The sequence below is a fragment of the Desulfobacula phenolica genome (genome assembly GCF_900105645.1).
Lineage (GTDB): Bacteria > Desulfobacterota > Desulfobacteria > Desulfobacterales > Desulfobacteraceae > Desulfobacula > Desulfobacula toluolica.
Window position 1 is genome coordinate 164,979 of record NZ_FNLL01000008.1, and the last position, 26,506, is coordinate 191,484.

At 42.8% G+C, this 26,506-nt stretch carries 21 protein-coding genes and 1 pseudogene; 12 read left to right on the plus strand and 10 right to left on the minus strand.

The window, feature by feature from the left end:
- Positions 1 to 196: 196 nt before the first annotated feature.
- Together BLT94_RS14295 and BLT94_RS14300 are read left to right on the plus strand one after the other, a co-directional pair.
- Positions 197 to 970, plus strand: a pseudogene (locus BLT94_RS14295) (IS5 family transposase); the annotation flags it as partial.
- A 145-nt stretch (positions 971 to 1,115) separates the two neighbouring features.
- Complete coding sequence (locus tag BLT94_RS14300) at positions 1,116 to 1,619, plus strand: ferritin family protein (protein ID WP_092235460.1); 504 nt, start codon at positions 1,116 to 1,118, stop codon at positions 1,617 to 1,619.
- Here BLT94_RS14300 and BLT94_RS14305 read toward each other — a convergent pair.
- A complete protein-coding gene (locus BLT94_RS14305; RefSeq protein ID WP_092235463.1) occupies positions 1,616 to 2,989 on the minus strand; it encodes a multiheme c-type cytochrome in 1,374 nt (457 codons plus the stop codon). The two genes, BLT94_RS14300 and BLT94_RS14305, sit on opposite strands and share 4 nt — an antisense overlap.
- 15 nt (positions 2,990 to 3,004) lie before the next feature.
- The gene (locus tag BLT94_RS14310) at positions 3,005 to 3,430 is read right to left on the minus strand and encodes a hypothetical protein (protein WP_092235466.1); all 426 of its coding nucleotides are present in this window, start codon (positions 3,428 to 3,430) and stop codon (positions 3,005 to 3,007) included.
- 469 nt (positions 3,431 to 3,899) lie between these two features.
- Here BLT94_RS14310 and BLT94_RS14315 point away from each other — a divergent pair, with 469 nt between their 5' ends.
- Positions 3,900 to 4,682 (plus strand): sugar phosphate isomerase/epimerase family protein, encoded by a 783-nt coding sequence (locus BLT94_RS14315; protein WP_245743134.1) that lies wholly within the window; start codon positions 3,900 to 3,902, stop codon positions 4,680 to 4,682.
- A 225-nt stretch (positions 4,683 to 4,907) separates the two neighbouring features.
- Here the strand turns inward: BLT94_RS14315 and BLT94_RS14320 are convergent, their stop codons facing one another.
- From BLT94_RS14320 to BLT94_RS14330, 3 genes are read right to left on the minus strand one after another with little or no spacing between them, the layout of a single operon-like run.
- Positions 4,908 to 6,233 carry a TolC family protein gene (locus tag BLT94_RS14320; RefSeq protein ID WP_175530363.1) on the minus strand — a complete coding sequence of 442 codons (1,326 nt, stop codon included), beginning with the start codon at positions 6,231 to 6,233 and terminating at the stop codon, positions 4,908 to 4,910.
- Positions 6,234 to 6,262: 29 nt separating this feature from the next.
- Positions 6,263 to 9,388 carry an efflux RND transporter permease subunit gene (locus BLT94_RS14325; RefSeq protein ID WP_092235475.1) on the minus strand — a complete coding sequence of 1,042 codons (3,126 nt, stop codon included), beginning with the start codon at positions 9,386 to 9,388 and terminating at the stop codon, positions 6,263 to 6,265.
- A gap of 16 nt (positions 9,389 to 9,404) precedes the next feature.
- A complete protein-coding gene (locus BLT94_RS14330) occupies positions 9,405 to 10,520 on the minus strand; it encodes an efflux RND transporter periplasmic adaptor subunit (RefSeq protein ID WP_175530364.1) in 1,116 nt (371 codons plus the stop codon).
- A 195-nt stretch (positions 10,521 to 10,715) separates the two neighbouring features.
- On the opposite strand from BLT94_RS14330, the gene BLT94_RS14335 reads away from it, so the two are divergent.
- Positions 10,716 to 12,281 (plus strand): sigma-54 interaction domain-containing protein, encoded by a 1,566-nt coding sequence (locus BLT94_RS14335; protein ID WP_092235483.1) that lies wholly within the window; start codon positions 10,716 to 10,718, stop codon positions 12,279 to 12,281.
- Between the two features lie 273 nt (positions 12,282 to 12,554).
- Here the strand turns inward: BLT94_RS14335 and BLT94_RS14340 are convergent, their stop codons facing one another.
- From BLT94_RS14340 to BLT94_RS14360, 5 genes are all read right to left on the minus strand, one after another.
- A complete protein-coding gene (locus tag BLT94_RS14340; protein WP_092235486.1) occupies positions 12,555 to 13,904 on the minus strand; it encodes a TolC family protein in 1,350 nt (449 codons plus the stop codon).
- 10 nt (positions 13,905 to 13,914) lie between these two features.
- A complete protein-coding gene (locus tag BLT94_RS14345; RefSeq protein ID WP_092235489.1) occupies positions 13,915 to 16,956 on the minus strand; it encodes an efflux RND transporter permease subunit in 3,042 nt (1,013 codons plus the stop codon).
- A gap of 12 nt (positions 16,957 to 16,968) precedes the next feature.
- The gene (locus BLT94_RS14350; protein ID WP_092235492.1) at positions 16,969 to 18,135 is read right to left on the minus strand and encodes an efflux RND transporter periplasmic adaptor subunit; all 1,167 of its coding nucleotides are present in this window, start codon (positions 18,133 to 18,135) and stop codon (positions 16,969 to 16,971) included.
- Positions 18,132 to 18,806, minus strand: a complete 675-nt coding sequence (locus BLT94_RS14355; protein WP_092235495.1) for a TetR/AcrR family transcriptional regulator — start codon at positions 18,804 to 18,806, stop codon at positions 18,132 to 18,134. The genes BLT94_RS14350 and BLT94_RS14355 overlap by 4 nt, the downstream gene beginning before the upstream one ends.
- Positions 18,807 to 19,021: 215 nt before the next feature.
- Complete coding sequence (locus BLT94_RS14360; protein ID WP_092235498.1) at positions 19,022 to 19,867, minus strand: metallophosphoesterase family protein; 846 nt, start codon at positions 19,865 to 19,867, stop codon at positions 19,022 to 19,024.
- Between the two features lie 712 nt (positions 19,868 to 20,579).
- Here BLT94_RS14360 and BLT94_RS14365 point away from each other — a divergent pair.
- From BLT94_RS14365 to rlmN, 8 genes are all read left to right on the plus strand, one after another.
- Positions 20,580 to 20,810: a KH domain-containing protein gene (locus BLT94_RS14365; protein WP_092235500.1), complete on the plus strand. Its 231-nt coding sequence runs from the start codon at positions 20,580 to 20,582 to the stop codon at positions 20,808 to 20,810.
- A gap of 39 nt (positions 20,811 to 20,849) precedes the next feature.
- Positions 20,850 to 21,182 (plus strand): putative quinol monooxygenase, encoded by a 333-nt coding sequence (locus tag BLT94_RS14370; protein ID WP_092235503.1) that lies wholly within the window; start codon positions 20,850 to 20,852, stop codon positions 21,180 to 21,182.
- A 34-nt stretch (positions 21,183 to 21,216) separates the two neighbouring features.
- Positions 21,217 to 22,089 (plus strand): phosphocholine cytidylyltransferase family protein, encoded by an 873-nt coding sequence (locus tag BLT94_RS14375; protein ID WP_092235506.1) that lies wholly within the window; start codon positions 21,217 to 21,219, stop codon positions 22,087 to 22,089.
- The gene (locus tag BLT94_RS14380) at positions 22,070 to 23,179 is read left to right on the plus strand and encodes a pyridoxal phosphate-dependent aminotransferase (RefSeq protein ID WP_092235509.1); all 1,110 of its coding nucleotides are present in this window, start codon (positions 22,070 to 22,072) and stop codon (positions 23,177 to 23,179) included. The genes BLT94_RS14375 and BLT94_RS14380 overlap by 20 nt, the downstream gene beginning before the upstream one ends.
- Positions 23,180 to 23,190: 11 nt before the next feature.
- Positions 23,191 to 23,844 (plus strand): CDP-alcohol phosphatidyltransferase family protein, encoded by a 654-nt coding sequence (locus BLT94_RS14385; protein WP_092235512.1) that lies wholly within the window; start codon positions 23,191 to 23,193, stop codon positions 23,842 to 23,844.
- A 166-nt stretch (positions 23,845 to 24,010) separates the two neighbouring features.
- Entirely contained in the window at positions 24,011 to 24,712 is a 702-nt protein-coding gene (locus tag BLT94_RS14390) for a DUF1847 domain-containing protein (protein ID WP_014959136.1), read from the plus strand.
- A 312-nt stretch (positions 24,713 to 25,024) separates the two neighbouring features.
- Positions 25,025 to 25,447: a universal stress protein gene (locus tag BLT94_RS14395; RefSeq protein ID WP_092235622.1), complete on the plus strand. Its 423-nt coding sequence runs from the start codon at positions 25,025 to 25,027 to the stop codon at positions 25,445 to 25,447.
- Between the two features lie 4 nt (positions 25,448 to 25,451).
- On the plus strand, positions 25,452 to 26,474 hold the full coding sequence (gene rlmN / locus BLT94_RS14400; protein ID WP_092235515.1) for a 23S rRNA (adenine(2503)-C(2))-methyltransferase RlmN: 1,023 nt from the start codon (positions 25,452 to 25,454) through the stop codon (positions 26,472 to 26,474).
- Positions 26,475 to 26,506 lie beyond the last annotated feature (32 nt).

The following is a 26,506-nucleotide window of genomic DNA, read 5'->3' on the forward strand; positions in this document are numbered from 1 at the left end:
TGATGTATTAATTTTTCACATTGATTTATTAACCCTTATGAGTTCATTGTCCGGAAAACCATTGACCCTAAGAGCCTGTTTGAAAATTAGTTATTAATAATAATCAATCGTATTGAGCTGTTATTACAATGTTTTGTATTTCCTTCTCATGTGATAGATAACTTTTCTACAAACATAATTTACACATGAGGAAACCATGATATCATTGCCAGTTAAAATTTATGAAAGTGATTTGACCCCGGAACAATGTCGATATATCGAACTCTTGATGATGCCAAAAAGACCCTCAAAAGCTGGACGTCCAAAAGAATGGCTTGTCTATTTAATAATAAACGCCATTATGTATGTTGTCAGATCGGGATGTCAATGGCGAATGTTGCCTATTGGTTTTCCTCCGTGGCATACCGTATATTATCATTACAACAAGTGGTGTAAAAATCGTACATGGCAAAAAATTAATGATGCTCTGGTCCAAAAAGATCGCATGCGGTGCAAGCGCAAATCAACACCAAGTGCTTCTATTATTGATATTCAGTCGGTAAAAACCACTGAAGCGGGCGGTTCAAAGGGGTATGATGCCGGTAAAAAGATCAATGGCCGAAAACGTCATATCCTCGTTGATGTTGATGGTCGAATCATCGGTGCCACAGTTCACGAAGGTAATATCCAAGACCGGGATGGTGCAAAACTCCTGTTGGAAAAGTTGGAGGATAAATATCCAAGCCTGAAACTGATCTGGGCTGATGATGCCTATTCAGGCAAACTTATTCAGTGGGTTAAAGAAAATATCGACCTGGATCTTGAAATCGTTAAACGTTCAGATGATATCAAAGGCTTTCATGTCCTCCCTCGGCTTTGGGTTGTTGAAAGAACCTTCGGCTGGCTCAATAGATTCCAATGGTTGAGCAAAGACTTCGAGAATCTGTTCATAGTCAGTGAAAGTTTGATGTATATTGTTATGATATCAATTAATCTTGTTACTCATATAAAAATATTTAAAAATCAAAGTATGACTTTCATGTTTCATTATGGGCAAACCCAAAAAGAATACAAACAGATACCAGGCATGCCCATGCCAGTGGCCTGAATTTTTCAACCTTTAAAGGAGAATGACCATGGACAAATCCAACACATTAACCATATTGAAAAATGCATTTCTCATAGAAAGAAAAGGAAAAAGTCTTTACGAAAAAGCCATGGATCACGCAACAGATGATTCGGTAAAAGCCTTTTTCAAAGACCTTGCCGATGATGAGCAGGAACATATGAACATCCTGGAAAAACAGTTCAAAGCCTATATGAAAAACGGCAAATTCATGGCCGGCGGTTTTGAAAATGACGGCGGAGCCGTAACTCCGCCGGATATTCTTGATGACACCTTAAAAAACAGAATCAATGCTGCAGGCTTTGAAGCCACGGCAATTACCGCAGCCATCGGATTTGAAGACAAAGCTGTAAAAATGTACGCCCAACGGGCCAGTGAGGCCACAGACCCGGAAGAAAAAAAAATGTACCAACGGCTTTCGGCCTGGGAAAAAACCCATTTAAAGAAACTAATGGCCCTGGAAGCATCTTTGATTGAAAGCGTCTGGCACGACAACAGCTTCTGGCCGTTCTAAATTTTCTTTTGAACCTTTGCCATTTCCACCACCGGCAGGGGTTCAAAGGGTTTTCCTGGAATCAGGTTTAAAACTTTCTGGGGCATGCTGCGGTACAGCAACCGGACGGTCACAGTGGACCCTTTTCCAGGAAAAGTCGGCAGTTTGATGGTTTGGGTGACGCTCTGCTTTGCCTTTATCCTGTTGTCCGAAAGCACCTGCCTGGCCTTTGCAAGATTGATCACAGGATTGCCCTTTCCATCTCCAAAAACCGTTTGAAAGATCAGGGCATCTTTGGGCAGCAAATGCTTGTCATCCAGCACACCTGTCTGAAACCTTGTCTTACCTGCTTTATTCAGGATGGTGATTTCAAGCCACACTTGGCGAAGATCACCTACACCTGTAGGAATTGAGTGGCCAGCACCACTATTGGTGACCGTGACCTTCAGCTTTTTTTTCTTGATCCGGGAGGTATCAACCGACAGGGTGGCTGCATTTTGGAGCCGTTCAATTGCCATTTCACCTTTTATCTGTCCGTCAAATTTCCCCGGAACCGCAGCATTGGCACCCACAAAATAGTGGGTAAAAATATGGGGCCGTTCATCACTGTAATCGGTTGCAGATCCTGGATTTTCAGGCCTTGGAGTCGATCCTGTGGCAGGGATGCCCGGACGCTGGTACATATGGCATCCCTGGCATTCAACTCTTTTTTGCGGATCTGTAGAATTATAAGGACTGTTTTTCCATTCCGTGTATGTGGTTTCAAGATCAGTGCCGAATGCCACATGCTTTACATCATGGCAGGTGCCGCAAATTCTGGATTCAGTATGCAGCCCGGAGTATTTGGCCTCATGAAAATCAGGTTCACAATCATCAAAAGGCCCGTACTTGATGCCCGGATCATCTTCCCCCTGGCCAGGATTGAGTACAAGGCCATTATTATACATCTGCTTTATTTTGTAGGCAGAGTGGCAGTAATCGCACTGGATACCCTGTGCTGCAATCTCAGGCGTTTTGGACAAATCATCAGACACCTTTTTGGGAAATCCGGTAATATGCCCCACAGGAGTATGGCATTTTACACAGGATTCGGCTTCCTTTATCTCTTCCTTGTCTGTCAGGCCTTTGCGAAGAAATTGTGACACCCTTGAATAAACAGGATCTTTATGGGCCAGGTGATGCATGGAATTTTCCCATTGTTCAAAAATTTGGGAATGACATCCACTACAGGTGTCGGATGAAATAAATCGGTCAATCTCAATTGCACCTTCATCCATTGTATTTTCATCAATTGCATATTTTGGTGATGCAAAAAGCGGTGCTGCCGCCAAAAGAATGCCCCCGGAAACCACGGCCATTATTTTTTTTACCCTTCCCTTAAAATCCTGCATTTTTCTCCTCCTATGTTATTTTATAAACCCTCCTGGATATTCCTTTGTTTCCCCTTCCAGTGTCAGGACCGTCCAGTTTCCGTTTTCTTCTTTTGCTGCAACCAGGCAGTCCAGGCGGGTGCCGTCATTAAAGGTTATAAAACACTCACCTGTTTCATTCAAGGTGTTAACCTGGACAAATTTTTTGTCTTTTGCAATTTGTCGAAAGGTCTGTGCTGCTCTTTCAATGGCAAGGATTTTATTATATTCATCTTTATCAAGTGTCTTGATTTCCAAACGCAAGTCATTGATCTGCTTTTTCTGGTCTGCAATTTTGTTAATAACGGCTTCCATTTCCGTTTTATTATCAGATGGTATGGACAGCAAAATCTGTTTGTGCAGTTCCATATCAGCTTCAATAAAATTAATTTTTTGCAACAATCCTTTGATTTTTGAACTCATATTTCACTCTTCTTTTTTTGTTTTTGGTTCTTTGCCTGACCGGCACCTTATTTCTTATTGATTCATGACTTGCACAGGTTCCCTTTTTCAGCAGCCCTTTTATTGCCCCTGGCAATCCATTCCAGGAACCTGATCATGATATTTTTTTTGTTCTTTTTTTTCTCTTTCATGACCTTTTTCTCACCTCTTTTATAAACCGCTTACTCAATGAAATACCCGTGCCATTTTAAATTTCTTTCAAGCTTCCATTAATTCCATCATAATGTCAAGGGGCATAGGAGCCATTATTCGGGCAAATGTTTCTTGTTTTTAAACAGATCAATAACGCATAAAAAAATTCTGGTATTTTATCAATGTCTCATGTAGAGTTTGCAATGCATCTGGGGCGGGAACACACCCTGGGAAAGCTAATGTTTTTTTTGCAAAACAGAAACATACAAAAGGCAGGAACCACATGAAATATGGAGCAATGAATTTTCCGATCAAACCGGTACTTGAGGAGCTGGAAAAAATTTCAGGCCTGGGGTTTGATTATCTTGAACTTACCCTGGATGCGCCCTATGCCCATTACACAAAAATCCTGGAAATGGAAAACAAGCTTGTCCATGCCCTTAAACAGCATTCAATGGGACTGGTATGCCATCTGCCCTCATTTGTCTATACAGCGGATCTTACCCCGGGCATCCGTGAGATCTCTTTAAAGGAGATGATCCATTCCCTTGAAACAGCCGCCCGGATCGGTGCCCAAAAAGCGGTGCTGCACCCAAGCTATATCAGCGGATTAGGAACTTTAGCAATGAAAACAGCCGAAGATTACGCCCACCAAAGCCTTTGCACCATCATGAAACAAGCCGATCATCTGGGAATACAGCTGTGTTTTGAGAACATGTTTCCAAATTACCACTCATTTTTCGATCCCAGCCATTTTGCACGAATTTTCAAAGAATTTCCCGATCTGAAAATGACCCTTGATGCCGGGCATGCCAATATTGATGATCCCGGCAAAACAAAATTGTATGAATTCATTCAACGATTTTCCGACCGGATCAGGCATATTCACATCAGTGATAATTCCGGCAAAACAGATGACCATGCCAGGGTCGGAAACGGCACTGTTAATTTTAAAAAATTTATAAGACTGCTCAAGCAGTCAGGCTACGATGATACCATCACCCTTGAAATTTTCTCCCCGGATACAAAGGATCTGGTCAAAAGCCGTGATCAAATAGCATTATTGGTTAACTCGGCTTAAAATATACAAAGCCATATTATCGATCCAAAAAAAAGTTCTTTATTGTATTGAATATTCAAGAATCAATGGTTCTGTAATTTTTTTTCACCTGAATTGAAAAAATTTAGAAATATGTCAATCAATGGTTAGGCAAGTCCTGTAACAGGGATTGATGTCTCAATAATTTCTGATTTTAATATTTTATGGGTATAGATATTTTTTGTGTGTACATATTCGCTATTTGAATCAAATTTCAATCCTCTTTCCAATGGCTCGATCCAATTTGGCAACAGCATTCAGATAGCCATACAACGACTGGAAATAGTTACTTTGCGCCTGAGTCAGATCGGCTCTTGCGTCGAGTACTTCCGTTGATGTGGCGACCTGCTGCCTATATCCCAAACAGGTTATCCGTGAATTTTCCCTGGCTGAGGTCAATGAAGCCCTGGATGTTTTAATATTATTCCTGGCTACTTTGCAGTTCAGATAGGCATCTTTAATTTCCAGTTTTATCTGATCCACTGCCAGCCGAATTTGTTTTTTAAAGGCTCGTTTATCAGCTTTAGCACTGGCAATCTTTGATTTTCTTTTAGACGCGTCAAACAGGGTCCATGTTGCGTGTACTCCAATCAGAGCATTGTGATCATTGTAATAGTCATTATCTTGGGCTGCCAGAGAGTCTCCATCCTGTTGATAACTGCCGAAAAGAGATACTTTCGGATAATAATCACTTTTCTCCAATTTAACCGCTTTTTCAAAAACTTCCAACATCAGATGCATGGCCTGCAAGACCGGCCGGTTCTGCAATCCGTATTCAACAAGTGATTCCAGCCGGTAATCTTTTTCAGTCACCGTAACAATATCCTCGATTTCCGTCTGTTGGTTGATCTCATATGCTAGCCAACGGTTCAGATCTGATACGGCAAATTCCAGACCGGCCTTGGCCTGTTCCCTATTCTGAACCGCATTGGCAAGGGTAACCTGTGTTCTGAGCAAGTCGTTGCGCCGGGTTAACCCTCTTTGATAAAACCGCCGGGCATCATTTTCATGGGCCGTAAGGTAATCTACCGTATCGTCAGTAACATCAAGAATTTTCCGAGCCAGCAGCAATTGATAATATGCTTTTTTAACCCCTTTAACGACATCCAGACAGGTCCGTATCTTATCTTTTTTTTTAATTTTGACATTCAGCTTGCTTATCTCATAGTTTGTAGAAAGAGCAAACCCGGCAAACAGGGGTTGTGACACGGTAATATCCCAATAATACTGGTTGCTGTGAGCCACCTGAACCTGTCTGTTATTTTGCACCATGTAGGGATTATTCGCCAGTGTCGTAAAGTTGTAATTGGCCTTAATGGCAGGCAGGAGATCAGCCTTTATACTCAGCCTGTCAAAATCCGCACCTTTCAGATTTTCCTCAGCCTGTTGAACTGCGGCAAAATTTCGAACGGCTATGTCAACTGCCTTTGATAGAGAAAGCACAGGATGGTTATGACCCTCTGCATATAAAGTTGTTTTGCAAAAAATACAAATCGCCATTAAAATTAAAAATATTAATTTGATTTTATACATCTCATTTTTTTCCTTATTTAAACAATGATTTATGACAGTCCTTTTTCGCTTCTTGTTTTTGTCAGATCCGAGTGCTTGTGAATTTTTTGTGTTGCTTGTCTCCTTTTGGATTTCATCACCAGCCAGTAAAGCACAGGCACAATAAAAAGCGTCAGAATCATTCCAAATATCAGTCCGACCGAAAGAACGGCACCTAATGGTGCCCATAGCGGGGAACCACCGATAATCATGGGGACCACCCCGGCTGACGCTGCAACCGATGTAAGAAAAACAGGCCGCATACGTCGCTTTCCTGCATCCAGAGCCACCGAACGCACATCTTTTCCGCTGCCGGCGAGCAGTTTGTCCGCATATTCAGTAAGAATGATGCCGTTCCTGACCACGAGTCCGCTGAGGCTGATCACACCAATAAATCCTGTAAAGCAAAAAGGATTATTGGTGATATAAAGCCCGAATATAGCGCCAAACCAGCTAAGAGGAATGGTGATCATGATGATTACTGTTTTTTTCAACTCCTTAAACTGAAAAAGCAGGACCATAAAAATAAGGATAAGGCTTGTGCCCAGTGCGGCTGCAAATTCCCCCATGGTCTCTTTTTCATCCTCCAGCTCTCCGCCATAGTTGATGCTGATTCCCAAGGGAAGATCAATGGCTTTGATTTGCGGCATGACCTCTTTTAGAATCTCATTGGGCATTCGCCCCATCTGGGCTTCACTGCGAACCGTCAAGGTACGCACGCCATTCCTGCGCCTGATTTTTCCAGTCTGCCACTCGGGCACCAGCCGGGCGATCTGCCGAAGCGGAACGGCAGCACCTGTTGCAGGTGAGGTCACATAGGCGTTGGCGATATCTTCAAAATCCATACGGCTTTCTTGATCAAAACGCAGAAAAATATCTACAGGGTTATCACCTTCCCAAAGAATCGACACAGCAACTCCTTTAAAACTAAGAGCCAGTAATTGAGCAATGCTCTGGCTGCTGAACCCCAGGCGGTTGGCAATATCTTCATCAACCTTAACACCGATATCGTAGTAATCTTCTCTGAATGTTGTTCTGACAAAATTGGTCCCGATTGTATTTTTAAAAATTTGTTTGATCTGCTCCCCGATTTTTTTGATGCCTGCAAGATCGTTCCCAACCACCCTGACCTCAATAGGGGCATCCACAGGCGGACCCTGCTGGAGCTGTTTGATCAAAACCTGACCGTCTGGAAGAAAATCCGCCAACTCAATCAGTAATTTGTCAACCAGTTCCTGTGTGGCCTGGTTTGAAACAGTGTTGATGAGCATCTGGGCGTAATTCTTGTCCGGCATCTGAGGCGCATAGGTCATATAAAACCGGGGGGACGCAGTCCCTACAAAACTAACCGCTTCCGTCACTCTCTTATCTTCACGAAGAAACTCTTCAATTTTTCTTACAGCCCGGTCCGTAGTTTCCAGATTAATCCCCTGGTTCATATAGATCTCCAGGCAAAACTGGTTCCTCTCGACTATTGGAAACATCCTGACCGGTAAACAGCTCATTAGCAAAACAGTAGCGACAATGGCCAGAAAACCGATAAAAAGGGTGATACCAGGTCGTTTAAACGCCTTGAGCAATGCAGCGTCATAAAAGGCCTGCAACCGGTCCAAAACCGAAAATTTCGTCTTCTTTACAGTTGCAGAATGCAATCCGCTTTTAATAAAAAAACAGCACAACAAGGGCGTTAGAAAAATGGCAATAAAAAGAGACACCACCAGTGCAACTGCAACTGCAACAGGCAGTGTGAAAAGAAATTCTCCAGCATTCCCGGACAAAATTATATTCATAGGGATAAATGCGCAAATAATGGCTATCGTTGCTGAGAATACAGGTACAAACAAATCGGTGGCACTCTGCCATGCCGCATCCCATGGAGTGATTCCATGATCAAGGCGTTCAATATAATCATCGACAATGACAATGGCATTATCGACCACCATGCCCAGAACAACGATCAGGCCGGCCAGTGTCATCTGCTGCAGATCAATCTTGAAAAAATCCAGAAAAGCAAAGGTGATCATGATGGCGATGGGTATCGCCAACGCGGAAACCAAAGCAACACGCAAGGGCAAAAGGATCATCATCACCAGGATCACCGCGATGATAGCGATGAGAAACTCTTTGAGAAAATGCATGATGCTATGATCTACGACTAATGGCTGGTCAACAATTTTTTTGACCCGAACGTCTGACGGCAGACGTTTTTTTGCAAGTTCAAGTCTTTTGTCGACCTTCTGGCCGAATTCGACAATATTATACCCCGCCTGCATCTCCACCGAAAGCATCAACACCTTGGTGCCGTTGACCCGGATAAAAGAATCCGGCTCCTCGTACCTGCGCTCCACACCGGCAACATCTTTTATTCGAACAATTTCCCCCTTTGGTGTGATATAGACCTGCTGTTCTCGTATCTGGTCAACTGAATCATACAGATCGCTCGTGTGGATCTGGATTTGCGAACTTTCGGACTTTATCTCTCCGGCATAATTGACGGTATTCATTGATTGCAAGGCCTCAATAATCTGAGTCAGACTCACGCCGTACCGGGAGAATTTCTGTGAATTGCTTGTAACGTAGAACTGTTCTTTTTGCTCCCCATACCGTTTGAGCTTAGAAACAACTAAAAGGGGCCTTAACTCATCTTCAATGATTTCAATATAATCTTTCAGTTCGGCATAGGTGTGACGATCCGATTCAACAGCTATCAGCAGAGCTATCGTATCACCAAAATCACTGTTGATGATCGGCCCAACCGTTTCCGGCGGTAAACTCGCAGCTTTCAATTCATATAGGTCATGGCGGAGTTTTGACCAGAACCTGTCTCTATTTTTAACCCAGCCTTGCAGCTCAACTTGTATGATCGACAACCCGTCCGAAGTTCTCGATTCGGTTTCATCTTTTTTAACTTCTTTGTAACGAAAAAGGTACTCTTCAATTTTTTTTGTCACCTGCTCTTCAACCCGGATCGCTTTTGCGCCCGGATAAGTCATGATGATCAGGCCTTGCCGAATCGTCATTTCAGGATCTTCTCTTCGTGCCATATGCATCAAAAAAAAAACACCGACCGCCACAAGAACAACTGTTATCAACAGGGTAATCTGACGGTTTTTCATGGATGCTTCAACGATATTCATTGTATATGCCTTTAGCTTAATTTTTCTGTTTAGTTACAGCAGTTGACCCGTCTTTGTCTGTTAACTCCATTACCGTGATTGGTGAGCCATCAGTTATTTTATGCTGTCCTGCAACGATAACGACATCTTCCGCATTTAATCCCTCTTTGATTTCTATCTCATTTCGGAAAACAGAACCTGGAAATACCCGCTGTCGAAAGGCAGTTTTTTTCTCTTGGTCAACCAGAAAGACATAGGTCAGATTATCAGCATCCCGGACGATCACTTTTCCTGGAACCGTTAGCATTGTAATGGTTTTGTCGGTAATAATTTGTGCCCTGGCAATCATCCCGGCACGAAGGACATAATCCGGATTTAAAAGCTCAATTTTTACTTTGTAGCTTCTGGTTCTCGGTTCCGCCATAACCCCGATCAGAGTAACCTTACCCTCGACAACACGTTCATCAAGGGCCTTGATGACGACAAATGCTTTCTGCCCCAGGGCAACCTTTCCAATTTCCGATTCCGGCACTGAAACCCTGGCATAGATCCTGTCGGTCTTCACAATGGTAAATACCGGTATCCCATTAGAGACGGTCTGACCCAATTCAACATTCTTTACGCCGATAATTCCCGATATCGGGGATAATAATTTCGTATCCCTTACCTTTTTCTTTGCAATATCCCGGGATGCTTTTGCCTGGTCAAGACCCGCTTTAATTTTGATGAAAGCCTTTTCAGCAATCGCACCATCTTTGTATAGCGGCAACAACCTATCGTGGGCATCCCGTGCCTCGAACAATTGAGCCTCAGCAATTTCCAAGTTACTTCGGTAGTCATTGATTTCAACTTTGGCCAAAATACGACCCTTTTTTACATGATCGCCCTCATCTACATATACGCGATCAACTTTACCCGACACCAGAAAACTTATAGGTACTGTTTTGTCAGCCTCAAGAATCCCGCTGACAACTATCTTTTCTTTGACAGAGATACTGGTAACTTTCTTTGCAAAGACCTGTCTCTTTGCCGGAGGCTGAACAGCCCCGGTTTCGTTTACCTTGCAGGCCATCAGGCAGGTCAGCATGAACACCACGGCCCAGAGAACAAAAGGCCTGACGCTGACAATTGCAATCCATCCGCTTTTTCTCATTTGCATGTCTCCATACCAATTTTTAAAACACAACCATTGTATTAGCCAAAAGCATACCAACATGGAATGCTATTAAAATACAGATAGTTATCAAATAGATGCTTATCGAATCTACCGAATAAAACAGTTTTTTCTTTCATATTAGACAGATTCGACATATAACTATCTAATAAAACAGCTTTAAAAAGGTGATTTATGAAAAGAAATGATATGGATTTTTTCCATCAGGCCACTAAAAAAATATGCGGCAGCCTTAATATTCATAGCGTTCTGGACAGATGCCTGAAATTTCTAAAAAATTTCATCCCTCTTGACAGCATTGGAATGAACATTTATGACCCCAACACACAATCTCTTGTGAACGTTGCAACAACAAAATCATCGGGACTCATCCCGATCAAATCATCCATAGCCCTGCCTGAAAAAGCCAGGCAATTTATAAAAGAACAAACGGGCAAGTCAGTGGTGATTCTCAATCATCCGGAAAAACACATCGTAGGACAGCACATTTGGAAGGCCTTTGGCAAAAAGAAAATATCTGAAATGGTACTCCCGCTTGAAATTGAAAACAAAGGACTGGGGGTTATTATCTTTTCAGCAAAAGGATTTGATCAATATAATTCAGAACATGCAAGGCTCCTGAATCTATTGCATGACCCCTTTGCCATGGCCCTGGCCAACGCGTTAAAGCACCAGGAAGTTCTCAGGCTTAAAGATCTTCTGGCCGACGACAACCAATATCTGAACAACCAGCTGCATCATATTTCAGGTGATGAAATCATCGGCAGCAATTCTGGATTGAAAAATGTTATGGAAATGGTGAGGCAAATTGCCCCTTTAAAAAGCCACGCATTGCTTATAGGAGAAACCGGTGCGGGTAAGGAAGTAATTGCGAATGCCATTCACTATTCATCCCCAAGAGCCAGTGGGCCTTTCATTAAAGTCAATTGTGGCGCTATTCCTGAAAACCTCATAGACAGTGAATTGTTCGGTCATGAAAAAGGAGCTTTTACCGGTGCCTTCACACAAAAAAGAGGACGTTTTGAAAGAGCAAACAAAGGGACTCTTTTTCTGGATGAAATCGGAGAACTGCCCCTTCAGGCTCAGGTTCGTCTCCTCAGGGTCCTACAAAACAAAGAAATAGAACGGGTTGGAGGGTCTCAACCTATCCAGGTGGATATAAGAATCATCACGGCCACCCATAGAAATCTCCAGGAAATGATCCGTAAGGGAAAGTTCAGGGAAGATCTTTGGTTCAGGTTAAATGTTTTTCCTATTAACATCCCCCCGCTGCGCCAGAGAAAATCGGATATTCCAGCCCTTACTCGATATTTTATGGAGAGAAAGGCCAGAGAAATGAACTTCCGTAAACGGCCAGTACTTGCGCCTGGTGCCATGGAAAAACTTCAGGCCTACAACTGGCCTGGCAATGTAAGGGAGTTGGAAAATCTGGTTGAACGTACTATTATTCTGGGAATGACTGGTAAACTGAGAAAGCCACTCAAATTTGAAGAGCTTCACCCCGTATCCACTAATGGTATCGACCAAATAAATTTTATTCCTACCCCGGACCTGTTACCTTTAAATAAAGCCATGAAAACCCATATCCGAAAAGCACTCAAAATGGCAGACGGAAAAGTGGAAGGAAAGGATGGAGCCGCCGCAATTTTGGAAGTCAATCCCAGCACCCTCAGAAACAGAATGAAAAAGTTAGGCATTTCCTATGGACGTAAAGGCAAATCCAATGCCAACATAGATTAAGAAAATCGGCATTCTTCATATCACCTCAAAAGTATGTCACACTTTTTGAGGAGTGATTCCCGAATTAGTATTAATGCCTGGGGGCGGGGATTCAGAACTTTGCGACGCTCATCCCATGAACGGTGAATCAAAAATATCACACGAGTTTTTTTGAAAAAGCAAACGGGTTTTCAACACCACGACAATTGGCTTCAAAACTTTTTAATAGCCGCCTCATTGAGAGGCAAAAGAATTGCCCCCCCAAATCCGTTATAATAAGCATATTAATCCTTATCATTTTTGTTGATAGACGCCTGTTCTTCCAGTTTCCGCATTCAGGCTGATCAAGGCCAGCCGGTACTGGATATAGCTTGTAGCAACCGATCCTGCGGCTCGCACCAGATCTGTCTGGGCCTCGTTCAGGCGGGTAAGGGTTGCGGCTCCTGCACGATAGGATTTTTCCACATGGGTCCGAATGAGGCGGGTGAGGTCCTGGATTTTCTGCTGGCGCCTGAAGTCTTCCAAGGCGGCGTTGGCCGTCTCTATATGCCTGTGAAGGGAAGACTCAATGGCCAGCAGTGTTTGTTTTTCCTTTTGTTCAATCGTCCGGATATCAGCGCTAATTTCATCAATTTTTGCCCGGATGCGCCCCCCGGTGTAAAGATCCCAGGTTGCAGATATTCCGGCATAAGACTGATGTTCCTCTTCAGTGACTGTTCCCCGACCGTTTATATACTGGTAGTCATGGCCTGCAATAAAAGAGAGTCTGGGATAATACCCGCCTTTTTCAGCACGGAGGCGCTGCTCCAGGGCCTTGATATTCGCCTTGATGGCCTTGAGATCGGAACGATGCTCCAAAGCATATGCGTATTCAGTATCCCAGGCAAGTAAGGGTTGTGCCAGGGTATCAATATGAGCGGCAACCGGGGTCATGCCGGAAGCGAGCCTAGCATCTTTCATTCCCATCAGCTCGGCCAGGACCGTGCATGTGACAGTGAAATCCCGTTTTGCATTGCGAACGTCACTTTCGGCCATGAGCGCTTTGACTGAAAAATTGAGCATTACCGATTCCGGGCTGGTGCCGATGGCCCAGCGTTTGCGGGCATCTTCTTCGAGTTTAAGGTTAAACTGCTGATTTTGTTGTGCTATGGTCATGATTTCCACGGTCAGCTGGGCCTGTAAAAATGCCGTTGACACGGCTTTCAACAAAAGCCGCCTGGTATCTGCCAGAACCTGCTGCGACTGATCAACAGCATAATCAGAAGCAAGAATGGCGGCTTGTCTGGCAAATCCGTCAAAAATCAGCCAGGTAAAACTGACGCCGGCAGACCAGTCGGCAAAATCATCGGAAATCCGCATTGTCTGTGCCCAGTCCGGCTGAATTGTTGCGTCCACTGCCTGGGCAGCACCTTTGGCTGAAATCACCGGTTTCCAGGCAGACCTGGCCTGCTCCAGTACCGCAGCGGCAGCCAGAATCCTTTGCCTTGCCTGCTCAATGCCAGGATTATTTTCCATGGCCATACGGCAGGCATCTTCCAGAGTAAGCCCGCCCCGGACATCGGACATGCCTGGTTGTGCTGCATGAGCATTGACGACAATATTCATGGAAAAGAAAAAGACAAACAAAAAGAAAAAAGATTTCATTATAATTTCCTTATAGAAACCGGGTTTCCGCCTTAATGGCGTACATCAGGCTGTAAAGAACCGGCACTATGATAAGGGTTAAAAATGTAGCAGCAAACAGACCGCCCATAATTGTAACTGCCATGCTGGAAAAAAGCGGATCAAACATCAAAGGCGCCATGCCCAGGATGGTGGTGCCGGACGCCATGACAACAGGCCGCATACGGCTGACCGACGCATCAAGGATGGCTTTGTAGGGGGCAATACCCTGTGAGAGAAAAATTTCAATCTGCTCAATGAGTACAATAGCATTTTTAATGAGCATACCGGACAAACCCAGAAACCCAAGGATTGCCATGAATCCGAAAGCCAGATTTGTGACCAGAAGCCCTGCCGTGATCCCGACAAGGGACAAGGGAACTGTCAAAAAGATGATCAGGGGGCGGCGAATGGAATTAAAAAGCCATACAACAGTCACGAACATGCAAAGCAGGCAAAGGGGAAATATTTTTTTCAAAGGTTCGCGGCCTTCCACAGACTCTTTGTGTTCTCCTGCCCACTCCATGGTATAACCCGGAGGCAGCACAATCGCCTCAATCTGTTCTTTTATCTGATTTCTCAACGGATCAGCAAGCCCTTGTACAGGATTGCACCGAACCGTAACAGCCCGCTGCTGTTCACGGCGCTGGATCAACGGCCATTCCCATTCCGGATGAATACCGGTTATCACCTGGCGTATGGGAACAAATGTCCCGGCAAGAGAACTCCACACCTGGATATTGCTCAGGTTATCCACAGAAGTTCTTTCTGATTCAGGGGGCCTGGTAATAATAGGCAAAAGCTCATCATTTTCCCGGTACAGGCCCACGGCAATCCCGTTGAAATTCCACTGCAAAGCCGTGGCAAGATCCTGACGGGTGACACCTATACGGCGGGCCTGGGTCTCTGAAAATTCAGGGCGGATAACCCTGACCATCTGCCGCCAGTCCGTACGGATATCACGGATGTTGGCTGTGGCCTGCATAATGTCAAGGGCCTTATCGGACAAGGATTTGAGTACTTGTATATCAGGTCCGCGAAACCTGAGTTCCACAAGGTAAGGAACAGGCGGACCATTGACAATTTTCAAACAATAAGGCTCTGAATCAGGAAAGTTTGTTTCAAGATATTGATTGGTCTGCCGGATCAGGCGGTCAATTTCCCTGTATTCGTCCACCTCCACCAAAAGCTGCCCATAGGCGGCATTGGGACTCTGGTAAGAATATGAAAGAATAAACCGCATTGCACCTTCACCCACAAAAGATGTAATATTTTTTATGCCGTCCATGGTACTCAGATGCTTCTGTATATCGTCAAGATCCCGGGATGTATGGGAAATATGCGTTCCCTGTGGTTTCCATAAATTAACGTAAAAATATCGCTGGGTGGCGTTGGGAAAAAATGATTGAGGAATCCTGCCAAAACCGATAATGGCTGTCACCAGCAGGACAACCGTCACGATCCCGGTTAAAGTCCAGTGTTTGATGCAGTAATGAAGCATCCGGCGGTAGAACCTGAACCAGGGGCGGTCATATGGAGCGGCTTTAAAATCCGATTCCCGGACTTTCAAAAACCAGACACAAAACAAAGGCGTTATGGTTACGGCCAAAATCCAACTCATCAAAAGGGATATGGCTATAACCTGGAACAGACTCCGGCAAAATTCGCCAACATCTCCCGGAGCATATCCAATGGCTGCAAAAGAAAGGATAGACACAATTGTTGCACCAAACAAAGGCCACTGGTTTTCCTGCACCACTGTTTTTGCGGCATCTTCCGGTTTTTTCCCACGCTGCATCCGCACCAGGATGCCGTCCGCAATAACAATGGCGTTGTCAACCAGCATACCCAGAGCCAGGATAAGGGCTCCCAGTGAAATCTTATGAAGATCAATGGACATCAAGGACATGCCGATAAAAGTTCCCAGGATGGTCAAAAGCAATATAATGCCTATGAGCAGACCGCTTTGCCACCCCATAAACAACATCAGCAACACAATAACAATTACCAAGGCTTCAACAAGGTTTAAAAGAAAAGCATTGACAGATTCTGTGACAATGTCGCTTTGATAATAAATAATATTCAACTCAATATCATCGGGTAACTTTTCTTTTAAATCCGCAAGCTTCTGTTTTACCGACTTGCCCATGGTAATGACGTTGCCGCCGTCAATGGTTGAAATACCCATGCCAATGGCAGGCTGACCATTATATCTCATTATATTCCTGGGAGGGTCTGTATATCCCCTGTAAATTTCAGCAATATCGCCAAGGCGGATCAACCCGCCTGCTCCACCCACAAGGAGATCTGCAATCATTATTTCATTCTTGAATTCTCCGGTTGAGGTTATGCGCATATACTCGGTGTCCACATCCACCCGGCCGCTTTGCTGAACCAGATTCTGACTGTGCAGTATCCGGCCCACCTGTTCTAAAGACAGACCCAGTTCCGCCAGTTTTGATCGTTGAAATTCTATGTAAACCGCTTCCTGGCGGGTTCCCCAGAAATCAATTTTAGCCACATCCTCACACAGCAGCAGTTCTTTTTTCAGGTAATCGCCAAACTCCTTGAGCTGCGCATAGGTGTAATCTTTTCCGGTAATGGCAAAAAACTGGCCATACACATCTCCAAAATCATCATTAACAATGGACGGACCTGCTCCCGGCGGCAGTCGATTCTGGATATCACTAATTTTACGCCGAAGCTCATCCCATATCTGGGGCAGTTCCCGGCTTTTGAACCGGTCTTTCATATCCACATAAACAAAAGAAACCCCTTCACTGGAAGTACTGTAAATCTCTTTGACCTGGCCCATGGATTTGATGGCTTCTTCGATGCGGTCCGTAACTTCTTCTTCCACTTCCAGAGGGCTTGCACCTGGATACCGGGTAACGATCAGGGCAGTTTTAATGGTAAAGGTGGGGTCTTCCAGGCGACCCAATCCCTGAAATGACACCATGCCGATTCCAACCAGCAACAAGGTGATAACAACCATGAGCGTGCGTTTTCTTAACGCAAAAACAGCAAGATTCATCCATGCTTCCTTTTAGTTTATGCTTTCTTCATTCCGGTCTTTAGAGGCGATATTCGTTAAAATCATATCCTGGGTAATAAAATCCATACCCTGGATTACCACCAGATCACCGGGTGCCAGACCTTGTTTGACGCAGACCCTGGAGGCACCGTTCAAGCCCCCCAGTTTTACGGCATGCCTGGCTGCAGTTTTGGTGGACTCATTAAAAAGCCATACAGCCGATCCATTACCGCCATGATTTATCACGGCCCTTGCAGGAATTGTAATAACGTCAGGACCGATGGTTTGCTCTGTCCATGCAACCTGTGCCGTCATTCCCGGCAAAATCCGGATATCTTCGGGCGCGCCCATAAGAAAGGTCATTTCATAAGTTCGGGTCAATGCATCTGCCTGAGTATTCCATTCTTTCAGATGCCCAGGAAAAGCACGGTCTTTAAGGCCTGGAAAGGTTATGATTCCAGCCTCCCCCCTTGTCAGTGACCTATGGATAATTTCGTTTTCAGGCACGTTAATGGTGATCTCAAGCTCTGAAATATCGTGAAGTTTAAGAACAACCTGTCCGAGTTCAACCATTTCATGATTTTCAACCAGCTGGGAAGTGATAATACCGTCATAGGGTGCGGTAAGCGTGGTATATTCCAATTGATGACGGGCGGTTTCAAGTCGGGCCATGATCTGTTGGGCAAATGCCCTGGCTGATATGTAGGCTGTGGAAGCATGATCAAAATCCGCCTGTGGAACAACTTTTCCCTGGAACAAAAGCTTGACCCGCTCAAGATCCTGGCGAGCGTTTTTTTCCCGGGCCATTGCCCCATCCAGTTGTGCTTCAAGAATTTTAATATTATCATTAAAATCTTTGGGATCAATCTGCATCAGCATTTGACCTTTATTTACACGGTCTCCCGGCATGACGTTCACCCCGATCAAAGGACCGCCTATCCTGAAGGCAAGCTGGGTCTGCTTGACCGCCTGAGTGCTGCCCGGATAGGTTGTGTTGCGTTTCAAGGGCATCATCTCTACCGCCTCCACCCTGATTGAATGGTGTTTCCGGCTGATCTGTTCAGGTTCGGACTGCAATGCCACAGCATTGCCAAATCCGGTACTTAGCTGCATGATAACAAAACCTGTCCCAATGGATACAACAAGCAGAATCATAAAAACAACTGTCTTTTTTTTCATTCTATTGTCCTCGCATAAAGTGTTTTATCGGTAGGCAGCCCCAGCAGCAACTGGGTCTGAACGACAATGAGATCTTCAATTTTCTGAAGATAGGATTTTGAATAAGTCTCTTTTTCCAAATAGATTAAAATACTATAAGAATTATCCGCATGGAAAAAGATTGGTGTTTTCATGACCATGGTGTGAACAAAGGTATCCTCGTCCGACAGATCAGGTTTTATGAGTTTAAACAATTGTTGGGTAATTTTAATTTCAGGCTCTATCAGTTCCTGGTGCAGCATTTCCCAGAGTTCATCCTTGTGCTGCATGGTCTGATAGATTATTCGGCTGTGCCACCAGGGTTTTTTTGCATTGAAAATGACTGAAATGCTCCTGTGAACCATCCGCCTTATGGCCTTTGCCTGAATCTCGGGCAGGTGCAGCCGGCCTTCAAATTCTTCCAACACCTTTTCAGGGGGGTACTCCCGGCTGGCACGGGTGGCTGAACGAATAACAGCTTTAAACAACTCTTGTTTGGACTTGAAATGGTAGTGGATACTTCCGATATTGCGCTGTGCCCTGTTGGCCACAGCCCTGATGGATACATTGGAAAATCCGTTCAGGGCCGCAAGTTCTCCTGCGGCTGAAATCAAAATCTCCCGTGTCTGGTCGCCGCTGGTGTAGGTTGCCATGAAAAACTCCTTTTAACCTTTGTGTCTAAAATGCAATTTGAGATTTATCAAACAGCATATGCTTGTCAAATTTATACGATTGACCAAATTCATACATTTGACTTAATTTGTCAAGAATCTTTTTTATCTGTTATTTTTTTTAAAGAATTTCAGGGTTGCAGGAGTCTGCCATTGCAGTTTTTAAGTGGTGTTAAATTCTCAAGAAAAAACCTTGCTCAAAATACCATTTCCTCTTTAAAATCAACCTTGCCGTTTTCTACAAAAATCCTTACCAGGTAAAGGTGCATATCTTTATTGCCGCAGTTTTCATAATACAAAAACATGTTGTCATCCTTGGGGTGATTACAAGAAGACAACGTGCCGCACATATATTGCGTAAAAGATTGACCGTTATAAAGATCCGTGGTTCTCATCAGTTCCATCTCATGGGTGTGGCCGCAAAAAACGCTTTCAATTTTATGCTGGTGTACAAAATCAATCAGCAAAGCTGAATTTCGCAAAGGACATTCGTCCGTACCCAAAACAGAGTGATGGGTCATCAGAAAAGCCAAATCATATTCCAATTGATTGATTTCTTTTGATACGGCTTTGAGAATTTCTTCCTCAACATAACCTTCATCGCTGTAAAGCTCATTTGTATCTATACTGATGATCAAAAATTTTTTATTTTTCAGTGAAATGGTTTTAATAAAATTTATATCTGTGAAATTATCACGAACCTTGGTTATTTTCCGGTTTAAAAACAGATGTTTCTTTTTCGTTTCAGCCATTTCAGGGATGTAAATCACCTTTGGATTATAAATATATTTTCTAAAAAGTTCATGGGAACGCATATTTCTTTTGTCATGGTTCCCGATGATGGATATGATATTTTTACATTCAATGGACTTTAAAAACCGGCCTGCTTTGGCATATTCATCCTCAAGACCATCGGTTGTACTGTCTCCGGTATTAATAACAATATCAGTTTTATATGAATTGATTTTTTTCAGCAAAACTTTATTATTCCCATCCCAGTGGCGGGGACCAAAATGCAGATCGGAAATATGCAGGACGTTCATGTTGTGACTCCTTATCGAAACCAAAATTAATATGGATATTTGACTGAACTCTGAGCTTTTAACAGGCTGTTGTCAAGACTTACCCCTGATCAACCGACAACATGCCATACAATTATTTTTAAAAAAGGTCACATGTGACTTATTGATCAAATATGACCTTTTTTAAAGATTTTGTTTAAAATATTAGTTGCCGACCATCTTGAGCTTTTATCCTAACAAATCAGACACATAAAAGAAGACTACCTGGTTGGCGTGATAGTGGCACAATGTTTGCTATTAACAATTGTGTTATCGCTGACAATGACTATTATTTTTTTTTAATCCGGGTTAAACTGGCAGTTTATTTATCCATCCTGCTCATAACCTCATTTCAGCGAAAGAGCTTATGAATATACAAGAATGTTTTGTAAAGAAAACAAACAAGCCGATAATTTAATATAAAAGTCTTAAAGAATTCACACAGAGACTTTCAATTAAAACAATTACCTACAACAATTGTGTCGAAAAGGTCATATGTGACCATCGACAAAAAAATGTATTTTTAAAAAAAGGGAATGTCATGGCAGACAAGGGGAAAAAAGACAAAGGAAAACGAGAAGACCAGAAAAAAGGGAAACTCACACCCAAAGAAAAAAGAAAATTAAAAAAGAAAAGTTAATGTTTCCCATTTTCTTAAATGGCGCCACCTTTAATAAGGAGAAATGAATTCGGCATGAAGACAATCACGAAAAAAATCGTACAGGTATTGGTTGATGAGCCTGAGTTAGTATGCGTTACAGAAATCTGCGGAAAGAACATATCCATACTCGAGTTGCAGGTCTCCAAATCAGATGTTGGAAAAGTGATTGGCAAGCAAGGCCGGACAGCAAACGCATTGAGGATCATTTTAAGTGCGGTTTCAGCCAAAGCAAAAAAACGGGTTGTGCTTGAAATTATAGATTAATTTCAAGTTTTCTGACTTTTTCCCAAGAGGAGATCTTCAATGATCGCTGTCAAAATTACCCTGGAAGTGCTTCCGGAAAAAAAACTGGAAGTGATGCAGACTCTTACCTCGCTGATCAAACCAGTGGGAAAGGAACAAGGTTGCAAAAGCTATTATATTGCCTGCGATATCAATGACAAAAACTGCTTTTGCATATTCGAAGAATGGAAAACCCGTGAAGATTTGGATCATCACATCAAGTCCCTAAGATTCGGCGTATTACTGGGGACAAAGACCCTTTTACGGAATCCTTTGAAAATAAGGATATACTCCGTTATCCGAACACAAGGCATGGAAGCAGTAGAGGCGATAAGAGCCAAACGAGCATTATAAATGCAAATAAAATAATCTTTAAAAAAGGAGATCCATGATAGAACAAAAAAATTATTATAAACAAAAGAAACGTATCACGACAGCCCTGCTACTTGCAGCCGGCACAGGAAGCCGCCTGCTTCCCCTGACAAAAAGCTCTCCCAAGTGCATGACAATGGTAAATGAACTTTCCATACTGGAGAGATTGATCAAAAACCTTAATCAGAATGGTTTCAAGCGTCTGGTTGTGGTCACGGGACACTTAGAAGACTGTATCCGCAACTTTTTGGAAGACAGGGCTGGCAACCTTAAAATCGAATATGTATTCAGTCCTTTGTACAAGACAACGAATAATATATATTCTTTGTGGATGGCACGAAAAACAATCAATGAACCGTTCATGCTGATCGAAAGTGACCTTGTCTTTGACACTTTATTGTTAAAGGATATGCTTTATCCTGACAGAATAGCCGTTGCAAGCATAAAACCATGGTTGAACGGTTCAACTGTGACATTAGATCAATCCAATCATGTTGATGCATTCCACAGCAGCACAGTTGCTTCTTCAAATAAAACAAAATATAAGACTGTCAATATTTACAGCCTTTCTCTTGCTTCCTGGGATCGTGTTGTTCACATGCTGAATCAATATATTTTAGCCGGAAGGGTCAATGACTATTATGAAGCTGTTTTTGAGAAGATGGTAGCGAAAAATCAATTGTCACTTAAAGCGGTTTTTTTTGACGGCAAACCCTGGTATGAAGTCGATACCATAGACGATCTTACAATTGCTGAGCAACTTTTTCCCTCACAAGTCAACCAGAAACCATACTTTGGTGACATAAACACAGATGATTTGATAATCCCCCTCCTGCCTGCCTGCAAATCTACCTTGAAAGGACAGTTTAGTGCCACATCCAGACTATAAAAATCAAACAGAAAAATATGAATACATTTCAGGTCAGCATGGTGGATACTATCGCCATGATTTTATCGACCATGCTTATCTGTATAACCTTTATTTTCCACCCGAAAATATTTTTGACCATTTTAAAAACCAAATCCATGATCTGGTACTCAACTACCCGGTTGCTCAGGATGTCCTTGCTTCTCTTGTGGGTAAAATCATCAATCAAAAGCCTGAAAACATTGTTGTCGGCAATGGTGCGGCAGAGCTTATTAAAATCGTTTCAGGTCAGATTGCCCGAAAAATCATTGTACCTGTGCCGTCTTTTAATGAATATGTGAATGCTGCACCAAAGGGCAGTGCCATAGAGTTTCCTCTTGAATTTCCATCTTTTCATCTGGATGTGGAGAAGTTTGCCGATCAAGTTATAAAATCCAAAGCAGATGTTGCCGTCGTGGTTACGCCGAACAATCCTACTTCCATAGCCATCCCCAAGGTCGATCTGATATATCTGACAAAAAGGCTGGCTGATCAAGATTGTCAGCTGATTATTGATGAATCATTTGTTGATTTTGTTGACAACCCGGATCAGGCAAGCATGGAAAATGAAATTGAACAATATCCCAACATTGCTGTTTTCAAAAGCATGAGTAAGGCATATGGCATATGCGGCATTAGAATAGGCTATCTTCTGACGGCAAACTCCAAATTTGCAAAAGCTGTCCGCCAAGGTGTACATATCTGGAACATTAATGGATTTGCCGAAGAATTTTTGAGAATTTTACCGGATTTTCATAAAGAGTTTATCACGAGTTGCAAACAGGTTAAAAAAGACCGGGATACGCTTTATTATGACTTAAAAAGTTTGTTGGGAGGCACAATTTATAAACCGGATGCCAATTTTATTTTTTGTCGTCTGCCTGACAAAAGCCCTGATGCTCCTGAAATTACAAAAAAACTATTTATTGAGCATAATATGTATATCAAACACTGTCAGGGAAAAACCCTGCCTGATTCGGAAAGATATATCCGCATTGCTTCAAGAACCAATAAAGAAAATTCCAACCTGGTTGATGCGCTGGTGTCTATCCTTGGTTATAAAAAACATTAAAAAGGATGTTTATGAACAAATTAAGCGACAGACAATCCCATCCGGCCGGAATGATTTTTTTTGCAAAAGATCTTCCAAATATCTGTTCACTTGCAGGGCTTTTATGCGCACTCTTGGGCGTCTATTTTGCAATTCTTCAAAATTTTAAAATGGCAATCATTGGAATGATATGGGCGGTTTTGTTTGACTGGGCAGACGGTATCATTGCCCGTAAAATGAAAGGCCGAACAGATATGCACAGGCAGTTCGGCGGGCAGTTGGACTCGTTGATTGATATGGTCAGCTTTGGAATCTGTCCTGCTGTTTTCCTTTTAAGCTATGGCAACTTCAGCCCATGGTTCCTGCCGGGAGCCTTTGTGATTGTCAGTGCAAGCGCCATTCGGCTCAGCTATTTCAATGTATTCGGTCTTATTGATGATTCAACGTATATGGGACTTGCGCTTGACAACAACACGATCCTTTTCGCTTTTATTTTTTTGTTTGAAGGCCTGTTTAATTCAAAGGGTTTTTCAATCATAACATACACAATATTCATGGTCATGGCCGTGCTTAATCTGTCGCCCGTCAGGACACCTAAGTTTTCCGGCAAATGGTTCTATGCCCTTTTGTTCTATGCTGTAGTTTTGACAATTATTTACGGGTGGATGCTATGGAGCAAAGCTTAATATAGGCATCAAGGGCCAGAGTTTTATCACATCTTTTTTTAGGGTCAGGCACTATCTAAAGTCGATGTAATTGCTTACTTGTTGTTTTAAGCATCTTTTTCTTGACGGAAAAGAATTGTTTGCATACAAGTTGAAGCTGTTACATAATTTAAATTCGGAGAGAAAAATGACGACTGAAAAAAAGAGAATACCATCTTCTTGTGCCTCCTGCGAACTTGAAATTTTCCAAAGAATTTGTTTTTCAGATAAAGGCAAGGGCCGCAAGGGATGCCCGACACTCACGCTAAAGGATGTGTTAAAAGACGCCAATAAAGAATATGAAGCACAAGACGTCAATGAGTTTGCTCACAATGCATCGTTGCAGGAAGCAGAGTGCTATGCCAACCGGGACCAGCAGCCCTATATTATGCAGCCCTGCAAGACACGGATAGTTGAAACCTGTGAATTTGCCATAAAAATGGGTTATAAACGTCTGGGTCTTGCCTTTTGTCTGGGACTTTCAAAAGAAGCCAAGATTGTTGAAGAAATTTTAACCGGGTATGGATTTGAGGTGGCCTCTGTTTGCTGCAAGGCTGGTAACAGTTCAAAAGATATCATCGGAATCAGTGATGATGAAAAGATTTTCAAGGGTACGGATGAAGCCATGTGCAACCCCATATTCCAGGCAAAAGCCCTGAATCATGAGCAGGTTGACTTTAACATCCTCCTGGGATTGTGTGTGGGCCATGATACCTTGTTTCTCAAATTTACGGATATTCCTACCACGGTATTGGCAGTCAAGGATCGGGTAACCGGCCATAATCCCCTGGCAGCCATTTACAATTCAGAATCATACTACAAGAAAATCCGGCACCCGGACATTTCATAAAAAAAGAAGATATCCGGTCAATGACATCCTGACTCTTTTAACGATATTCTTTTATCCTGATATTCCATGGCAGGCCCTGTTTTTTTTGGTTGCTTATGATCATTTCTTTGCTTCAGATATTTGTTTTTAATAAAGAATTCAAGTATCAGATTGTGATGGGTTTTTCATCAATATCCACTTTGTTTTCAACAAATCAAGTGACATTATGTCGTGGAAATAATATACTCAACACAGAGTATGGAGTGTGAAAAGGCTCTCAAAATTTGGGGATACGATGTCAGCCTGAACGAACAGGCTGGAAAGGAGCAAGTAATGAATATTAAAACAATACTGAACCCGATTGACGGATCAGATCATTCAATCCGATCAACCCGGCACGCCATTGAACTTGCAAAACTCTTAGATGCCAGGATCGTTTTACTGCATTGTCATGCAAGGTTTCCCATTGTTTTGGCAGAACCCTATTTCCAGCAGGCGATTGATGAAATCAACAAAGCCTCAGAAGAGCTTGTTCAGCCTTTTATCGAACTGCTTGAGCAGGAAAACGTAAAGTTTGATGTCCGTATTCTTGAAGGGGCTCCGGGCAACAAAATACCTGATGTGGCCGTAATTGAAAAAATCGACCTGATTGTTATGGGGTCAAGAGGGGTTTCTGATTTCACCGGATTGCTTCTTGGCAGCGTTGCCCACCAGGTGATTCAAAAAGCACAATGCCCTGTTTTTATAACAAAATAGGTTGATGGAAATTTTAGACCTCACATTGGATCAGCTTACCTGCAGATTAAAGCAGACATTCGGCAAAGGGCAGTTTCATGCATCTGCCCTTTACCGGGAAACTTTTAAATTTGGCAACAAAGAATTTTTTGAAGCAAAAGAGTTTACCTCATCACCCGCCTTTACCGGACAGCTTAAAAACAAAATCACACTCATACCCGGACAGATTGTTGAAACCTTTAAGGAAAACAATCTGACCAAGTTTATCACAAAGCTTTCAGATGGCCAGAAAATAGAATCCGTTATTATTCCCATGACAAATCATCAGACTCTTTGTGTTTCAAGCCAGGTGGGATGTAAAATGGGATGCCGGTTTTGCGAAACAGGCAGAATGGGTTTTAAAAGAAATCTTAAAACCTTTGAAATTACAGGCCAGTTGTTCAATGCAAGATTCACCTTAAAAGAGAAAATAAAAAATATTGTTTTTATGGGTATGGGCGAGCCTTTTGACAATTTTGACCCTGTAATACAGGCGATTCGAATAATGAATGAGCAAAAAGGGTTTGACATTGCCCTGAGCCATATCACAGTATCCACATCCGGCCTGATAAATGGTATTGAAAAACTTGCCGACCTGGATATGCAGGGCTTACGACTTGCAATATCCATAAATGCCGCTGATGATAAAACCCGCTCCTGGTTGATGCCGGTCAATAAAACCATACCCCTGATCTCCCTTAAAAAGGCGTTACAATCATTTCCACTGACCAAAAGAGGGTGTTTTCTATTTGAATATATTTTAATTAAAGGTTTAAATGATTCTCAAAAGGATGCTATAAGATTGGCTGATTATATTAAACCTTTGCCTGTAAGATTGAACCTCATTCCCTGTAATCCTGTAAACGGGTTTAATTATGAATCACCTTGTGACGCGGATATGCACAAGTTTGCTCAAACCTTGACAAACAAGGGTATATTTGTGATTAAACGATGGACCAGAGGTCAATCCGTTGCAGCAGGTTGCGGGCAATTGGGGCAAAAATGTTAATTGGAGATGCATTTGTACAAAATATCTGTCGG

Bases quoted from the DNA above. Each gene is read 5' to 3' on its own strand.
- BLT94_RS14360 (WP_092235498.1), bottom strand. From the start codon at position 19,867: ATGAACGTCCTGCATATTTCCGATCTGCATTTTGGTCCCCGCCACTGG.
- BLT94_RS14390 (WP_014959136.1), top strand. From the start codon at position 24,011: ATGACGACTGAAAAAAAGAGAATACCATCTTCTTGTGCCTCCTGCGAA.
- BLT94_RS14395 (WP_092235622.1), top strand. From the start codon at position 25,025: ATGAATATTAAAACAATACTGAACCCGATTGACGGATCAGATCATTCA.
- BLT94_RS14385 (WP_092235512.1), top strand. From the start codon at position 23,191: ATGAACAAATTAAGCGACAGACAATCCCATCCGGCCGGAATGATTTTT.
- BLT94_RS14345 (WP_092235489.1), bottom strand. From the start codon at position 16,956: ATGAATCTTGCTGTTTTTGCGTTAAGAAAACGCACGCTCATGGTTGTT.
- BLT94_RS14300 (WP_092235460.1), top strand. From the start codon at position 1,116: ATGGACAAATCCAACACATTAACCATATTGAAAAATGCATTTCTCATA.
- BLT94_RS14315 (WP_245743134.1), top strand. From the start codon at position 3,900: ATGAATTTTCCGATCAAACCGGTACTTGAGGAGCTGGAAAAAATTTCA.
- BLT94_RS14330 (WP_175530364.1), bottom strand. From the start codon at position 10,520: ATGAGAAAAAGCGGATGGATTGCAATTGTCAGCGTCAGGCCTTTTGTT.
- BLT94_RS14375 (WP_092235506.1), top strand. From the start codon at position 21,217: ATGATAGAACAAAAAAATTATTATAAACAAAAGAAACGTATCACGACA.
- rlmN (WP_092235515.1), top strand. From the start codon at position 25,452: ATGGAAATTTTAGACCTCACATTGGATCAGCTTACCTGCAGATTAAAG.
- BLT94_RS14350 (WP_092235492.1), bottom strand. From the start codon at position 18,135: ATGAAAAAAAAGACAGTTGTTTTTATGATTCTGCTTGTTGTATCCATT.
- BLT94_RS14325 (WP_092235475.1), bottom strand. From the start codon at position 9,388: ATGAATATCGTTGAAGCATCCATGAAAAACCGTCAGATTACCCTGTTG.
- BLT94_RS14320 (WP_175530363.1), bottom strand. From the start codon at position 6,233: ATGTATAAAATCAAATTAATATTTTTAATTTTAATGGCGATTTGTATT.
- BLT94_RS14365 (WP_092235500.1), top strand. From the start codon at position 20,580: ATGAAGACAATCACGAAAAAAATCGTACAGGTATTGGTTGATGAGCCT.
- BLT94_RS14335 (WP_092235483.1), top strand. From the start codon at position 10,716: ATGAAAAGAAATGATATGGATTTTTTCCATCAGGCCACTAAAAAAATA.
- BLT94_RS14340 (WP_092235486.1), bottom strand. From the start codon at position 13,904: ATGAAATCTTTTTTCTTTTTGTTTGTCTTTTTCTTTTCCATGAATATT.
- BLT94_RS14305 (WP_092235463.1), bottom strand. From the start codon at position 2,989: ATGCAGGATTTTAAGGGAAGGGTAAAAAAAATAATGGCCGTGGTTTCC.
- BLT94_RS14310 (WP_092235466.1), bottom strand. From the start codon at position 3,430: ATGAGTTCAAAAATCAAAGGATTGTTGCAAAAAATTAATTTTATTGAA.
- BLT94_RS14370 (WP_092235503.1), top strand. From the start codon at position 20,850: ATGATCGCTGTCAAAATTACCCTGGAAGTGCTTCCGGAAAAAAAACTG.
- BLT94_RS14355 (WP_092235495.1), bottom strand. From the start codon at position 18,806: ATGGCAACCTACACCAGCGGCGACCAGACACGGGAGATTTTGATTTCA.